This window comes from Oleiphilus messinensis, from assembly GCF_002162375.1.
GTDB classification, from domain to species: Bacteria; Pseudomonadota; Gammaproteobacteria; order Pseudomonadales; family Oleiphilaceae; genus Oleiphilus; species Oleiphilus messinensis.
The window spans coordinates 3,719,551-3,734,357 of the sequence record NZ_CP021425.1 but is presented as its reverse complement, the minus strand read 5'-3'; the positions used below and the strand labels follow the sequence as shown (position 1 = coordinate 3,734,357).

Sequence of the window (14,807 nt, the reverse complement as noted above, 5' to 3'; positions counted from 1 at the left end):
AACTATCGCGTTGAGGTGGCGAGTTTATTGCCGGAAGGGGCGTGAACGAAAAATTCCGAGCGTAAAGTGCCCCCGAGTCGCTCGGTGATGCTTCAGACGAGATGAAAAAAAGGGTGTCTTAAGTCGAAAATAAACTTCGATATTTCGCCAAACCAGAAACTCGCTGGTGACCAAGGGTCTTACTGGCGATTTTCACCCGGTCAGCATGGCCCACGAAGGTTGGAAATAATGATTCCATTTTCCCGGTGAGTTGCATCCACTGTTCTGCGTTGATATTCAAGCGTCGCAGGATGGGCGGTAGTGTTGTTGAGATCGATCCGCGCTTGCCTTCCCGTTGAATGCGCCCGGTCCAATCAACCAGTTCCAAGTAATCTTGCAAATTAAACTGAAGTCCATCCGGCTGGTCTTTTCTGGAGTTTCCGACGAAGGGGAGCAGGTAATCCGGTTGATAGGGTGAGTCTGATTTTGCTGCTCTAATTCGCTTTTGAACGGAGGTGTGATCCGATGATTCTGGTGAATTGGCAATGCCTGCTCGGATCGGGTTCAGATCGACGTAGGCAAGACAGGCCGCTATAGCTTGTTCATCCAGTAGTGCCTGGCATTTGAAGCGGCCTTCCCAGAATCGCCCGGTGCATTGGTCTTCCTGATTGGCTGCTCGTGCAATCGGCTCATTTAATGACCGCATGAACCAGCTGATATCCTGTAGTCGCGCTCGCCATAACTTAGCCAGAGCAGTGATTTGATTGAGCTCACATTCGAGCAGTGTATCGCCCTTTAGAAAACGTCTAGAGATCGTTGTTCCGGCAAAAATACAGTGCCAACGTTCAATAACGTCTCTTGTACTCCAGTTTTCGGCTTTTGCTTCGTTAATACGGAGCACCGTATGGGTGTGGTTTGACATCACAGCAAAGGCACAGACATCAATAGCAAAGGTGCGTGCCAAGAGGATCAAACGATCCTCGACCCACCGTCTACGGTGTTCATAGCTTTTACCAGTGTACTGATCAATACCACAAAGGAAACTGCGACGTACGCAGCGGGAAATGCAATGGTAGTAGGGCGTTGCATCGAGAGAAATTTGTGCTTTCCTTGGTTTAGGCATGTCTTCAGATCCTTTGAAGAGTGGCAGTTCTGTTTGAATATACAGTAATTTTAGAGTGGGTCAATATTTCGAGTGTATTTCGAGTGGGTGTCCAGTTAAATTTCGGATATGGTCTTTACGAAACATTTGACAATGAATAAATTAAGTCGAGCTATCATTCACATTTACAATTGTTTCTAACCAAAGGCGCGCCATGTTAGGTTTCTCGAAGAAAGAAAAGTTGTTTAAAGCTGTTTCAAAAGGAGACATAGCTCTCGTAACCGATTTATTGTCCTCTGGCGTTGACATTAATTCTAAAGGCAAGAAAGGTTATACTCCTTTATTAGTGGCTTGTGATTCTTCACAATCACAGATCGTGAGCTTCTTAATAGAAAAGCAAGCTAGCTTGGAAGATGTAACAGTTGAAGGAAATTCCTCGCTGATTCTTAGTGCGGCGCGAGGTGATGTTGCCTCTGTTTCACTCATTGCTGATGCTGCTAAAGAACTAATCGATAAGTCAAATAGTGAAGGGGTAACTCCCCTTTTGGCTGCGATAGCATCTGGGCATTTGGATGTAGTAGAGAAATTGACAAGCTTAGGTGCTAGTCTGGAGCTTTGTGATTTTAAGGGAAATTCACCGCTGATGGCCGCAGTGTTTTTTGAAAACGATGATTGTATAGAATTTGTGCTATCAAACGGAGCAAATATTAATGGTGTCAACAACGAAGGTATGACGGTTCTATTTCTTGCTAGTGTTAATAATAGAGTAGATCTTCTGGATGCATTATTAGATAGAGGGGCTGATGTTGATCCTAGAAACAAGGTGGGAGCGACGCCATTAATAGAAGCATGTGAGAAAGGCTACTTAGATATTGTTACCAAGCTTGTTGGATCTGGTGCCGATGTTAATGCTCAAGACTCAGATGGTGCTACGCCTTTAATGGCAGCGGTTTATGGAAATGACCTTCGAGTAGTTAAAGCACTGATTGACGAAAATGTTGATCTTGCAATAGAAAGCAAGGACGGAATTACCGCTCTTGATCAGGCCAAAAATGATGCTGATTCTGAAATAGTTGAACTTTTAGAAAAATACACTTCTAGGGCGTGTTGACGTTCCATATAGGTAACCACTGAATTGCACATGCCATCGCCACCACAGATTCAAAATTTCTTTTTTATGAATATGAATAACGAGGACACCCACCCGTAAGTTTCAAACGTCGGATTACGGAACTTGGTATGTCACTCAGTACGTATCTGGCGCGTATTGCAGGTAAAAGGGAAAACTATCGCGTTGAGGTGGCAAGTTTAATGCTGGAAGAGGCGTGAACGAAAAATCCCGAGCGTAAAGTGCCCCCAAGTTGCTCGGTAATGCTTCAGACGAGATGAAAAAAAGGGTGTCTTAAGTCGAAAATAAACTTCGATATTGCGCCAAACCAGGAACTCGCTGGTGGCCAAGGGTCTTACTGGCGATTTTCACCCGGTCAGCATGGCCTACGAAGGTTGGAAATAATGATTCCATTTTCCCGGTGAGTTGCATCCACTGTGCTTCGTTGATGTTCAAGCGTTGCAGGATGGGGGGGAGTGTTGTTGAGATCGATCCGCGCTTGTCTTCCTGTTGAATGCGCCCGGTCCAATCAACCGGTTCCACAATAATAATAATGAGGACACCCACTCGTAAGTTATATTTTGAGTGGGTGTCCTGTTATATTTCGTGTTGACATTACCCATTCTGCGACATTTAGGAAATAGAGAACTTGTTATGAACCGAGAGCTGTTTTTACAGGTAACTTCTTGGAGGGAAAGTCCCATTGATGGTGATGAAAGAAAGTCCCTTAAATGGATTGAAGTTGTTACTCTAGGGTCTCTCGGGCTAATTTTAGGGATATCATGCAATGGTAACTGGGTCAGAATGGGTAAAGAGTCTGTATATGAGTTTTATTCAGATCAATCTTATATGCCACTATACCCAATTCTCGAAGCAGTTTTATTGGATGTCAAAATGGCTATAAAAAAGGGGCTCCAATCCTCGCAACTACCAGTAGAGCTGATAGAGAGCTTTCCCTTTCAAGAGGTGGCTCTTTCAGCTATGAACTCAGGTTCAGTATACTGGTGTGACTTGTCCTTAAAGTATGTTGAGCGGTTACGGTATGATGAGGAGCTTGTTAATGCTCTTAATATATGTTCTAAGAATGCCCCTACACAAAAATTGAGGCATCAAGCAAAAAAAATAAAAGCCAACGTAAGTCGAGGCCTATCACTATGATGCCCTAATGTTACAAATGCAACAAGCACTGTGACAAGCCCCCGGTGTCACTCAAGACTGTAGTGGGTGTCCTGTTATCGAGATCCTTTGAAGAGTGGCAGTTCTGTTTGAATATACAGTAATTTTAGAGTGGGTCAATATTTCGAGTGGGTGTCCTGTTTAAAATAAAAGGTTAAATCCCAATTCTGGACTATTGGAGCCTCGGCCCTGGACATTTCCCGTACCGAGAGAACGAGTATGGCATGATCCTTTTGAATGATTATCAGGGGTTATTTACATGTTAAACGACGAGATTTCTTTACATAATAAGAAAGTCATTGAGAAGTTTGTGGACACATTTTTGTCCAACTCTGGAGAGGGTTTTGCACTGGAAGTTCCAACCAACATGATGGTAGGAAGTCCTGATGCTGATGGCTGGGCTGAATGGAAACCAGTTGATAGCCCCCTCAAAGAATCAGATTTAGCCAAGATTGAAGAATGTCTTGGGCACTCATTGCCCGATCTTTTCAAAGCTTATCTACTTTATAAGTGTTTGTTGATGACTGACTTTGTTGTTAGGCTCCCACAAACTCCTTCGAACGAACCTTTGAAGGAGTTTAATCAATATCTTGCGCTTCGCGATTCTAATCTTTTCTTTGGTAAAAACATGCTAGTACCGTTTGCTTACGATGCAAATGATGCGGGGCCAGCATGTTTTGACGTTTCGATCTCAGATACCAATGATTACCCAGTTGTTATTGTTGATATGGGAAGAACTCACGTGGATGGGTATAGAGGAGAAAAGGGGTGGAGAAATTTTGAAGAATTACTTAATGTGATAATGCAGGATATGGAGAGTTACAACTAGAATGGATTCTTAATATTTGACCAATTTTTGGCGTCTCTAAAAATAACGAGGACACCCACTTGTAAGTTTCAAACGAGGTAGGTCACTCCAGACTGTAATGGGTGTCCTGTTTAACTGTTTAATTATCCTGCCACAGGGGGAGAGCAGGCAGTGCTCAAGTGATGATCTTGATATTGCATGGTGTTGAAAACGTTCCCGCGTTAAATCGTATGAGTCTTGAATTTAGTATTGATGGGAAACGCTACGTGTGTGAAGCGCAATACAGTCTAAATTCGCCTATCAAAACGATTAATCTAGATGATGAACTTGAAAAAGTGTTACTAAATAATCTAGGAGAAGCAAAACGGCTCAACAAAATTCTCTGGCAAATTGTTAATGGGGAAGTAATTAAATACCCGATTATTATTGATTTGTAGATGCATTCTTATCCCTGGTTGGCTAGAAAATACTGTTGGTCTACACAACCCCCCAAGGCTTCGGCTCCTGCCCAAGTACAAGTACAAGTACAAGTTCAAGTACAAGTTACAAGTTCAAGTTCAAGTTCAAGTTCAAGTTCAAGTTCTGACATTTTATGAGGACACCCACTCGTAAGTTATATTTTGAGTGGGTGTCCTGTTATATCTTACTGGACCATAGTCAACAGAATCTCCAATCCCAGGTGATTTATCGCCAGGAATTATGTTGCAAGAGGGAAATGATCGAACAATTACACCGCAGAAACTTGATCCGCGTTATGAAGGTGATACATGGTATCCTGTTACACACCGTCGCTTGATTCAGGAAAACGGTAAATATTATTTAGTCGGGCGTCATGGTGGTAGATATACGGCAAAAGGTGAATATAATTTTGTGACAATTAATGGCCATACTTATGTTGCAAAACCAAGCACAGCCGGTCACTTTGATATATCACAAGGAGCTTTACAGGTTGATTGTGCTTGTACAATAAGATTCGGATATTCAGCAGGAACAAGAGGAGCTATCAGGGAATGGGCTAATAACTCGGCCCATTATCAGCCGTCACCAGATTTTGCGTGGCAGTCGGGACTACCGGTAGAACTATTCAAAAGGCATTAGGAAACTATAAATGGAATATTTGATATCTCGTCTTCCGGATCAAACAGCCTTACACGAACTCTCGACAGAGTTAAAAAAAATGGGTCAAGAAGACTCATTTCAGGTAGTTATGGCCATATTGAAAAGTAATGACCGGAGAGTTCGTTTCTCCGGACTTGCTCTGGCAGCAAAAGTTATTAGAGGAAAGGAAAATTTTCTTAAACTACTTGATGTTGGCCTTTCGAGGAAGGATGAATCAGAGATAAGATACTGGCTTACTACAATTTCGAATGCAATAGGCGTAAAAAATGTAATCAACCATATTAAGTTGCTGGCGTTAAAGCAACCGGATATTGTTGTTTTCGTGTGGTATCAATTAGTGCCATTCGTAAGAGAGCAGGCAAGTGAAGAAGTTGAGAATGTTCGTCAAATAGAATTTGTTCTAAACAACGTAATAGAAAATGAATTCCCCGAGTTACAGGATTTTTGGGAAAGAATCCGTGGATCGGTGTCATACAGCAACTAAAACACGTTTAAAAGAATAACGAGGACACCCACCCGTAAGTTTCAAACGTCGGATTACGGAACTTGGTATGTCACTCAGTACGTAGCTGGCACGTATTGCAGGTAAAAGGGAAAACTATCGCGTTGAGGTGGCAAGTTTAATGCTGAAAGGGGCGTGAACGAAAAATCCCGAGCGTAAAGTTCCCCCGAGTTGCTCGGTGATGCTTCAGACGAGATGAAAAAGAGGAGGCTTAAGTCGAAAATAAACTTCGACATTGAGCCAAACCAGAAACTCGCTGGTGGCCAAGGGTCTTACTGGCGATTTTCACCCGGTCAGCATGGCCCACGAAGGTTGGAAATAATAATTCCATTTTCCCGGTGAGTTGCATCCACTGTTCTCCTTCATTGATGTTCAAGCGTTGCAGGATGGGGGGAGCGTTGTTGAGATCGATCCGCGCTTGTCTTCCTGTTGAATGCGCCTGGTCCAATCAACCGGTTCCACAATAATAATGAGGACACCCACTCGTAAGTTATATTTTGAGTGGGTGTCCTGTTATCGCAATATTTTGAGCATTAAGGGAACATGGCTATTTCAGCAGATATAGATTTTAAGTGGTATTCAAAAATTGATTCTATACACACCATTGTAGAAATTATTAGAGTGTTGTTGAAATTCGGGTGGGGTTTCAATTATCAAGGAGGAGCTTTATATCTTCCCTTAGGTGATGAGGACTTTGATTGGGAGCGAGCAGGTTTCGATAACGATGACTTAATAGAAATCTTTCATAAGAAAGAGAAAAGCGGTGAGTTAATTGGTATAACACTGACATGGAAAGAATCAGGAGTAGGCGGGGAGTTTTTATTCCGGCAAGATTGTACATTTACCGTTTGTCTGACAATAAACCGACAAGTGCTTTCTGAAGGTGGATGCACCGATGTGAATTGGTACCTTGAAAAAATAGTACTAGCTTTTGTGAATTCTAATATAGGAATTGAATCGATTAATTTCTCTGAAAACGTATAAGCTTGGGCTTGATCCATTTCATGGGACACCCACTCGTAACTTTCAAACGTCGGATTACGGAATTTGGTATGCCACTCAGTACTTATCCTGTAATCCCCCCAAAAACTATCGCGGTGATGTGGAAAAAATAGTATTGGAAGGGGCGTGAACTATAAATTTCGAGCGTAAAGTGCCCCGAGTTGCTCGGTGATGCTTCAGATGAGATGAAAAAGAGGAAGGCTTAAGTCGAAAATAAACTTCGACATAGTTCCAAGCCGGAAGTTCGCTGGTGGCCAAGGCTATTACTGACGATTTGCTCTCGTTCAGCATGGCTCAAGAAGAATGGAAATTTAAACTGAGAAAAACCCCACCCCCATACAGGTGAGGTTTTGAATACCCAGCATCAGTTCTGCGGAATGTCGATAATCAGGTCGAATCCACCGCCCGGTCTTGGGGTCATCTGGATCGGGCCTTCGTTGATTGCGCGGGGGAGGTTAACGTCTTCAATGCCTGGCAGGTTGCCGAATGACATCACCAGTTGATCGTTTACTTTACCCAGGCCCAATTGGTTGCCATAGAACTGATAATTGAAATCACCCTCGGGAACAGCAAAGCCCGGAATATTGGGCATGGGTCTCGGGGCGGTTATGCCACTCACATCGGGTGGCGGCAATATTGCGTTTTGTTCCAGCAGGGCGAAGGTGGCATCGCGTGCCTGTTCTTCCGCTGCGGCAACGGCACCTTCTACCATTTGATCTTGTCGATCCCGGAATTCTTCGAACTCAACCTGCTCTTCGGCCTCGGTCTGGGCCGCTTCACCGGGGGAGATGGTTAGCGTGGCATAGGCTTTCGCTTTCTTTTCATCATCCACGTCGCGCTTCGCAGAGGTAACGATAATGGTCGAATCCTGAATGTAGGTTTCGGTCATTTCATCACTAGTCAGGGAGCGTACGCCTGCATTAGCCGAGCTGGCTATGATGGCAAGGCCGAGAGGCAGAAGTGGACTGGCCAATCGCATTAACTTTTTACTTGGTTTTTGAGTAGGCATGGCGGTTCTCTGTTATCCGAGATTTCATAACAGAGTATTAGGGGTTTGACAACAAATATCAATAGCTGAATAAAATCATTTTGTAACGTTTTTGTTTATTCTTTGTTACGTAGCGCGATAATGTTAACTCGGTCTTGATTCGGTGTGGTTGCCAATGTTGATCTAGACTTATGATTCGGGCATTCGAAATGCTTTAGCGCGTATGAAATACCAGTTGGTCCAGATTATTCAGGAGATTATGTGACTGCCGGGCAAATAGTTGAATCAGATAAATCGATATCGAAAGGGTTGAATCGTAAGTTCAGGAAGTGGTTGCATCGAAGAATCCCGCCGTCAGAGTCGGTAACGCTGGAGCAGAAATCGATTTTCGTTTTTCCCTCTCAGAAGGGACTGGCGTTTTGTGCGGTCATTGCCTTGTTGTTACTGACGGCCATCAACTACCAGAATAATATGATTTACCTGTTAACCTTCCTTCTCGCCAGTATTCTGATTGCCAATATTCTGGTGGCTTATTCCAATCTGCTCGGGCTTACGATCCAGTTTGGTCGCGTCAATAATGTTTATGCGGGGGAAGAGGCCAATTTTCAGGTTTCCCTGATCCCGAAGACGGCACACCGGGATATTGTGCTCCGATGGCAGGATGATTATCCCGTATTTGTTGATTGTTCCAGCGCCTCGGGGCCGAGCCATTTTTCGATTACAGCCTTGACCGGTAAGCGGGGACGCTGGCGGCCGGGAAGGTTATTGATTGAATCCTTTTACCCGTTTGGATTGATTCGGGTCTGGAGCTGGGTCGACCTTGATTGCAGCGTAATTGTTTACCCGAAACCAACACAAGGGGTTTCGGTTTCAACAGAACAATCCGGTATTGAAGACAGTGATCAAAATAAACGCTTGAAAGGCGGTGATGACTTTTTTGGTATACGGGATTACAGTCCTGGTGACCCGATCAAGTACATTGCGTGGAAGCGTTTTGCCCAACGGGGCGAGTTATACGTTAAGGAATTCGAGCATCAAGTGGGCGATCCCCAGTATATCTGCTTCGAGAATTACAATGCGGGCAATATCGAGCTTCGGCTGGAAAATATGTGTTTTGATTTACTGGCTGCGGATAAACGTAATCAGCCTTATGGTTTGATTATCGGACAAAACAGGTTGGCGCCGTCGTTTGGTCAGGTTCATTTGACTCAATGCCTGGAGTTGCTCGCACTGTATGGTGCCGAGTCGGTATGAACTGCACAGCGAATCCTGATGTTATCACCTCACAGAGGCTCCGTAATTGTGTTTAGTCTGTTTTCCAGTCGTATCACCCTTCGCCGTCCTGTCCGTACCCTGGATATTTATGGTCTGGTTTTCATGTTCAGTGCGTTGCTGTTTCCCCATCTGGATCGGGTGCCGTTCTTACTGAGTGTGTTCTTCTTTCTGATTCTGGCCTGGCGAATATTGATCGCGCTTGGCAAGATTGGATACCCCAAAAGTTACCAAAAAGTCGCCGCTGTGGTGGTGACCAGTTTGTCCTGCTTTTATTTATTCCGGAGTGGCGTCAATATCAATTCTGCAGCGGTCTTTTTTATGTTGGCCATTGCCTTGAAGTTGCTGGAAGTGAAAAGTAAAAACGATGCGGCCAATTATATTATTTTGAACTTCTATTTTTGCGCGACATTGTTTCTGTTCGAACAAGGTATACTCTGGGTGATGTATCAGTTTGTGGTGCTGGCTGGAATGTTTTACTTGCTGGCGAGAATCAACCAACTCAATGCAACGGTTTCCGGCGCGTCCCGCAAACGCACACAAATCAAGTCTGTATTTAAAATTTCACTGTTCACCATTCCGGTGATGCTCGTGATGTTTTTTCTGTTTCCCCGTGTTGCGCCACTTTGGAGTGTGCCGCTTAAAACCGGGGAGGCCAGAACAGGTTTATCGAGTAGCATGGCCCCCGGCAGTATTGCCAGCCTCGCTCAATCGGATGAAAAGGTTTTTCGCGTTAATTTTGAAGGTGAACCGCCGCCTCGCTCTGAATGGTATTGGAGGGGGTTGATTATGGATACTTTTAACGGCCGCAGGTGGTTTACAACCGAGTTCGATCGGACGCCAGTCCTGGGTAAACTCATCGATGTAAAGCTTTTTGATAATGTTTCTCCCGAGGCCTATACCGTCGTGATGGAGGTTTCCGGCAATCAATGGGCGTTTGGACTGGATGATCCGGTGGTGGCCAGTAATAACATTACGATAGATCGGCACGGGCTGGTGCGTTTTTATCAGCCTGTTTATCAACCGACGATTTACCGACTGGATCGGGCAGGGGCAAAACAGGGGGAAGATCCGCAACGGGGGCGGGTGCGCCAGGATGTACTCAGTCTCTCTGATCGTGATTATCAGCGATACACTCAAACCACCCGCCTCGGTAACCCTAAAACGCGGGAGTGGGTCGCCGAGCTGCAAAAAACATACGAAGACCCGGATGCTTTATTGCAAGCGGTCTTGCAAATGTTTCAGCGCGATAACTTTTTCTATTCACTTAACCCACCATTGCTTTCAGAAGATTTTGTTGATGATTTTCTGTTTAATTCCAGGAAAGGGTTTTGCGCCCACTATGCCGGCAGCTTTGCTTATCTGGCACGTTTGGCGGGTGTCCCTGCGCGCGTTGTCGCGGGATATCAAGGAGGGGAATGGAATGAGAGTGGCGAGTATATCACGGTACATCAATTCGACGCCCATGCCTGGGTGGAGTTGTGGCGTGAAGGGGTCGGCTGGCAGCGGGTGGATCCCACGGCCTATGTATCGCCTTCCCGTATTGAATCGGGTTTACAGGAGGCAGTGCGTGAGGAGGGCTCGTTTCTCCAGGACAATTTGTTTTCACCTGCGCGCTATAACGACTTTCAGCTCGTTCGCTGGGTCCGGTGGCAATTGGACTCGCTGAACTATCAATGGCAAAAATGGATCGTAGGCTATAACGCCGATGTACAGGAAGGGCTGCTGCCGGCGTGGATGAAAAAAGATATCGTCTTTGCATTGGTGGCCACCATGACGGGATTGATTACACTATTTGCGCTGGCGTTTACCGGGTGGTCCTGGTATCAACGCAATCGGCACCATTACCCGGTAATGGTCAGGTTGTATCTGAGGTTTATCAGATCCTGTCAGTCTGTAGGTATTGACTACTCGGGGCATGAAGGGCCGCTGGATTTTTCGCGCAAGGTTAAGGCGACGTTGCCGGAGCAGACAGAGCTGGTTGATCGCATTACACAGGACTATATCCGCTATACGTTTTCCCCTGAGGCGGGTCAAATTCTGTCCCGGCAGCAAGAGGTTAAAGCGTTTAAAGATAAAGTTTCAAGATTTTCCCAAAGCGTGTATGGTAAGCGCCTCAAGAAATTTGGTGTAAAAAGGCTTTAAGGTGCGATTCGATGGGCGATAGTCCTTTTTTACCCTGGCAACAGGGCGCTTGGAATTTTCTGTCCGATGCGTTGTTGAATGACAGGTTACCCAATGCGTTTTTGCTCTATGGGGCGGAGGGAATTGGTAAGCAACAGTGTGCAGAACAGTTTGCGAAGCTGGTTCTGTGTCACGCACCCATTGTATCTGACGCACCCATTGTATCTGGCCCGGCGAATGCAGACCCAACGAATGCAAAAAACGACCAGCCCGAAAGCCAAGATGTCAATGATGCAGGCACCTATGCTATCCCTTGTCAGCAGTGCAAAAGTTGCCTGTTGTTTGCGGGTGAGACCCATCCCGATTATGTTGTCGCACAGCCGGAAGAAGACAGCACCATTATCAAGATCGACCAGATCCGTCAGCTGGAGCCCGTGATTGCCCAGTCAGCACAGGTGGGCGCGCGTAAGGTCATAATTATTACGCCTGCAGAGGCGATGAACACCAACGCTTCCAATGCTGTGCTCAAAAGCCTTGAAGAGCCGAGCGAGCACACACTGTTTATACTGGTCACCCATCGTACCGGGCAACTGCTGCCGACCATACGTTCACGGTGCCAGACTGTGCGCTTTGATCAGCCTGATCTAGCCACCAGCAAATCGTGGTTGTTAGCGCAATGTCAATCCGCTCAGCTTAATATTGATGATGCAACACTGGATTTATTGATGGCCCATGGCCGTGGAGCGCCCTTACAGGTTTATCAGTGGCTTACGGATGATTCCGCTTTGAAGTTACCCGACATTATTGAGGGGTTAGCCAAATTGTTGAAGGGGCAGACGTCTGCGGTCGAGCTGGCGCAAAACTGGAAGAGTCACCCCTTGCTGGATCTTTTAAAGTGGCAGTTGGTGTGGATTCAGCAGGTTATTCGTTATCAGCTGACCACAAATGAAGCCGCGCTGACCGTTACTGCAAAACTGGAAATGTGGAAGTACCTGGCCCAGCGCAGTTCCGGGATTCGGTTGTTTGAAATGCAAGACGAAATTCTGCAGGGGATAACGGCAGTAAACCGGAAGACCAATCCTAACGAATTGCTGCTTTTGGAAACGTTGTTGTTGTCCTGGCAATCATTGATGCGGCGGCAGAGAGCATAGTCCGAATGCAGGTGGGGGCGTTAGTTGTGGTCGCGTTAAACTTGAAAACTCAGTGATATAGGTTTTAATTGTCAAAAGAGACGTTTATTTACAGGATATTATTTAACAGGAATCGAGTATGCCTCCAGGATTAGGTGCCCGTCACGGTATTCTAACGTTAACCATCAAAGACAAAGCAGTTTTGTATGCGGCATACATGCCTTTCGTTAAAAATGGTGGGTTGTTTATCCCGACTGCGAAAAACTATCAGCTGGGTGATGAAGTCTTTCTTTTGCTTAACTTGATGGACGAGCCGGAAAAAATCCCGGTTGCAGGCAAAGTGGTCTGGATTACACCCAAGGGTGCCCAGGGCAATCGTGCCGCAGGGATCGGTGTTCAGTTTAACGGCGATGATGAAACGGCGAAGAGCAAAATTGAAAATTATCTTGCCGGTGCACTCAGCTCCGACCGTCCTACGCACACGATGTAATGCGTGCTTCAAGGCAGTCTGCCTGTTTTCAAGTAATCTCCGTGTCTAAGGTGAATCCCGAGTCTGATTAAGGTAAAGTGGCGTCCTGATATTGCTGTCGTACTATTGTGCAGTAATATGTGCAGTAATTAGATGTAGTAATTTGGTATAGGACATTGGGGCGCATTAGTTCATGTTTGTAGATTCGCATTGCCATCTCGATCGTTTAAAGCTTTCCCACCACGACGGGGATTTGAATAGGCCACTGGAGCAGGCTCGCGTGGCCGGTGTAGAGGCCATGCTCTGTGTCGGGATTCAACTGGAGCACTACGAGGATGTTTTGCGCATTGCGCGAAACAACGATGATATTTATGCATCGGTTGGTGTTCACCCTTCTGAAAACGAGGGCGAGGAGCCATCTGTAGAGCGTTTGGTTGAACTTGCGGATGATCCAAAAATTGTTGCGATTGGAGAAACCGGTCTGGATTATTACTACGGTAATGATACGCAAGCGCAACAGCAGTCTCGATTTGCTGCCCATCTTAAAGCCTCATCAATCACCAAAAAGCCTACCATTATCCACACCCGTGATGCCCGTGAAGATACACTGGCGATTATGCGTGAGCACGCGGATACCGCTGTGGGTGGTGTGATGCACTGCTTCACTGAAACCTGGGAGATGGCTGAACAGGCGATGGAGCTCAACTTTTTGATTTCGTTCTCCGGTATTGTGACCTTCAAAAATGCCGAAGCTCTTAGAGAGGTTGCAGAAAAAACGCCCCTTGAGAATATGTTGATCGAGACTGACAGCCCTTATCTTGCCCCGGTGCCTTATCGAGGCAAATCGAACGAGCCGGCTTATGTTGTTGAGATTGCGAAAAAGATAGCGGAGCTGAAAGGTGTTAGTGTCGAGACTGTCGCGAAAGTAACATCGGAAAATTTTTATCGCCTGTTCAAAATACCCAAGCGAGTCAGCAACTAGCGCGTCATCTTCTTTACAAAGACAACAACAAACAAGGCCAGCGTAAAGCTCCCGATAAACGCCTCTGTTGCGGCGATCCCTCGAGCCCACCCTGTGGGGGCAAGGTCGCCGTACCCCAGTGTGGTAAAGGTCACGACGCTAAAATACAGACACTTGAGCAATTGCGAAATATTGTCCTGAAAGGAGTTGTCGAAGTTCAGTCTGAGCAGATGATCGGACTCGGTGATACCGGTGAGCAGGTACAATACCGCAAAAAAAATGATGGCGATGATAGAAAAGAGAATGACTCTCAGGGGCTGTTCGCCATAACCACAAAATATTTCCACCATGCGGGAGATTATGCGTTGGCTGGAATATCGTGGCATCTGGTAGCGTCGCATGACCATCTCTTTCTGGAAAAATGTACCGGCCTGCTCGAACAGGCCTTCGGACTCCGTAACTTTTCTCAGGTGCCGGTAAATTTCTTCTGCCTGTTGATAATATTCGTGCTTTTCGGCGATATTGCGGGTGGCTCTGGCTTGTTTTTCCTGGATCAATTCAGAACCCCAGGTGACATTTTCCAGTTTACACTTTTCCAGATTTACACCGAGCAGATTGCAGTCACTCAGATTTGCACAGTGCAGGTTGGCACCCTCCAGATTGGCTTTCATCAGTGAGCTGCCGCTGAAGTCGACATTGAAAAAGTGCCCTTTACGCAAATCCGCCCGGTATAAATCGCTATGAGTGAGTTTGAACCCGGATTTGGAGTGTGCATTGACCAGGTTAATGCCGGGTAACTGACATCGGCGCAGGGCAAACTTTTGCATCGGATTCCCGGTTCGCGCCCGAGCTTCCAGACGTGCGGCGAGATCCTCAAGGGATTTGTCGGCACCATCATCTTGCCAAAAACGGGTATCATCTAATGTATTATCAGGGTGCTCTGCTGGCATTTCTGAGGTACCGTAAGCGGATGACAAGGTTTTTGTGAGTCGGGTGTAACCGGTCTCAACAGTATAGGTTGAATTAGAATTATAGAAGCCAACCCGGAATGGATAAAGTTTGTACTG

At 45.9% G+C, this 14,807-nt stretch carries 17 protein-coding genes; 12 read left to right on the top strand and 5 right to left on the bottom strand.

The annotated features are described in order from the left end of the window. Window positions 1–118 precede the first annotated feature (118 nt). Window positions 119–1,102, bottom strand: coding sequence for a transposase (locus OLMES_RS16325; RefSeq protein ID WP_087462249.1), 984 nt, complete (start codon window positions 1,100–1,102; stop codon window positions 119–121). Between the two features lie 193 nt (window positions 1,103–1,295). On the opposite strand from OLMES_RS16325, the gene OLMES_RS16320 reads away from it, so the two are divergent. Next, window positions 1,296–2,192 (top strand): ankyrin repeat domain-containing protein, encoded by an 897-nt coding sequence (locus OLMES_RS16320; RefSeq protein ID WP_087462248.1) that lies wholly within the window; start codon window positions 1,296–1,298, stop codon window positions 2,190–2,192. A 291-nt stretch (window positions 2,193–2,483) separates the two neighbouring features. Here OLMES_RS16320 and OLMES_RS16315 read toward each other — a convergent pair whose 3' ends face one another. Further along, the gene (locus OLMES_RS16315; protein WP_087462247.1) at window positions 2,484–2,756 is read right to left on the bottom strand and encodes a hypothetical protein; all 273 of its coding nucleotides are present in this window, start codon (window positions 2,754–2,756) and stop codon (window positions 2,484–2,486) included. A gap of 87 nt (window positions 2,757–2,843) precedes the next feature. Between OLMES_RS16315 and OLMES_RS16310 the strand changes: the two genes are divergently transcribed. The 5 genes from OLMES_RS16310 to OLMES_RS16290 all read left to right on the top strand — a co-directional run bounded on the left by OLMES_RS16310 (window position 2,844) and on the right by OLMES_RS16290 (window position 5,776). After that, window positions 2,844–3,347 (top strand): hypothetical protein, encoded by a 504-nt coding sequence (locus OLMES_RS16310; RefSeq protein WP_087462246.1) that lies wholly within the window; start codon window positions 2,844–2,846, stop codon window positions 3,345–3,347. 277 nt (window positions 3,348–3,624) lie between these two features. Continuing rightward, window positions 3,625–4,194 (top strand): SMI1/KNR4 family protein, encoded by a 570-nt coding sequence (locus OLMES_RS16305; RefSeq protein ID WP_087462245.1) that lies wholly within the window; start codon window positions 3,625–3,627, stop codon window positions 4,192–4,194. A gap of 158 nt (window positions 4,195–4,352) precedes the next feature. After that, the gene (locus tag OLMES_RS16300) at window positions 4,353–4,610 is read left to right on the top strand and encodes a hypothetical protein (RefSeq protein WP_157678344.1); all 258 of its coding nucleotides are present in this window, start codon (window positions 4,353–4,355) and stop codon (window positions 4,608–4,610) included. Window positions 4,611–4,872: 262 nt separating this feature from the next. Next, the gene (locus OLMES_RS16295; protein ID WP_087462243.1) at window positions 4,873–5,271 is read left to right on the top strand and encodes a hypothetical protein; all 399 of its coding nucleotides are present in this window, start codon (window positions 4,873–4,875) and stop codon (window positions 5,269–5,271) included. A 10-nt stretch (window positions 5,272–5,281) separates the two neighbouring features. Continuing rightward, window positions 5,282–5,776, top strand: coding sequence for a hypothetical protein (locus OLMES_RS16290; protein ID WP_087462242.1), 495 nt, complete (start codon window positions 5,282–5,284; stop codon window positions 5,774–5,776). A 229-nt stretch (window positions 5,777–6,005) separates the two neighbouring features. On the opposite strand, the gene OLMES_RS28030 is transcribed toward OLMES_RS16290, so the two are convergent. Continuing rightward, on the bottom strand, window positions 6,006–6,242 hold the full coding sequence (locus OLMES_RS28030; RefSeq protein ID WP_157678343.1) for a hypothetical protein: 237 nt from the start codon (window positions 6,240–6,242) through the stop codon (window positions 6,006–6,008). A 95-nt stretch (window positions 6,243–6,337) separates the two neighbouring features. Between OLMES_RS28030 and OLMES_RS16285 the strand changes: the two genes are divergently transcribed. After that, the gene (locus OLMES_RS16285; protein ID WP_087462241.1) at window positions 6,338–6,778 is read left to right on the top strand and encodes a hypothetical protein; all 441 of its coding nucleotides are present in this window, start codon (window positions 6,338–6,340) and stop codon (window positions 6,776–6,778) included. Window positions 6,779–7,160: 382 nt separating this feature from the next. Here the strand turns inward: OLMES_RS16285 and OLMES_RS16280 are convergent, their stop codons facing one another. Continuing rightward, on the bottom strand, window positions 7,161–7,805 hold the full coding sequence (locus tag OLMES_RS16280) for a hypothetical protein (RefSeq protein WP_087462240.1): 645 nt from the start codon (window positions 7,803–7,805) through the stop codon (window positions 7,161–7,163). Window positions 7,806–8,045: 240 nt separating this feature from the next. Between OLMES_RS16280 and OLMES_RS16275 the strand changes: the two genes are divergently transcribed. The 5 genes from OLMES_RS16275 to OLMES_RS16255 all read left to right on the top strand — a co-directional run bounded on the left by OLMES_RS16275 (window position 8,046) and on the right by OLMES_RS16255 (window position 13,761). Further along, complete coding sequence (locus tag OLMES_RS16275) at window positions 8,046–9,038, top strand: DUF58 domain-containing protein (protein ID WP_087462239.1); 993 nt, start codon at window positions 8,046–8,048, stop codon at window positions 9,036–9,038. Window positions 9,039–9,086: 48 nt separating this feature from the next. After that, complete coding sequence (locus OLMES_RS16270) at window positions 9,087–11,201, top strand: transglutaminase TgpA family protein (protein ID WP_198343005.1); 2,115 nt, start codon at window positions 9,087–9,089, stop codon at window positions 11,199–11,201. A gap of 11 nt (window positions 11,202–11,212) precedes the next feature. Further along, the gene (locus OLMES_RS16265; protein ID WP_087462237.1) at window positions 11,213–12,331 is read left to right on the top strand and encodes a DNA polymerase III subunit delta' C-terminal domain-containing protein; all 1,119 of its coding nucleotides are present in this window, start codon (window positions 11,213–11,215) and stop codon (window positions 12,329–12,331) included. A 118-nt stretch (window positions 12,332–12,449) separates the two neighbouring features. Beyond that, window positions 12,450–12,800: a PilZ domain-containing protein gene (locus OLMES_RS16260; RefSeq protein WP_087462236.1), complete on the top strand. Its 351-nt coding sequence runs from the start codon at window positions 12,450–12,452 to the stop codon at window positions 12,798–12,800. A 172-nt stretch (window positions 12,801–12,972) separates the two neighbouring features. After that, window positions 12,973–13,761 (top strand): TatD family hydrolase, encoded by a 789-nt coding sequence (locus OLMES_RS16255; protein WP_087462235.1) that lies wholly within the window; start codon window positions 12,973–12,975, stop codon window positions 13,759–13,761. Here OLMES_RS16255 and OLMES_RS16250 read toward each other — a convergent pair. Further along, a complete protein-coding gene (locus OLMES_RS16250) occupies window positions 13,758–14,690 on the bottom strand; it encodes a pentapeptide repeat-containing protein (protein ID WP_087462234.1) in 933 nt (310 codons plus the stop codon). The genes OLMES_RS16255 and OLMES_RS16250 overlap by 4 nt on opposite strands. Window positions 14,691–14,807 lie beyond the last annotated feature (117 nt).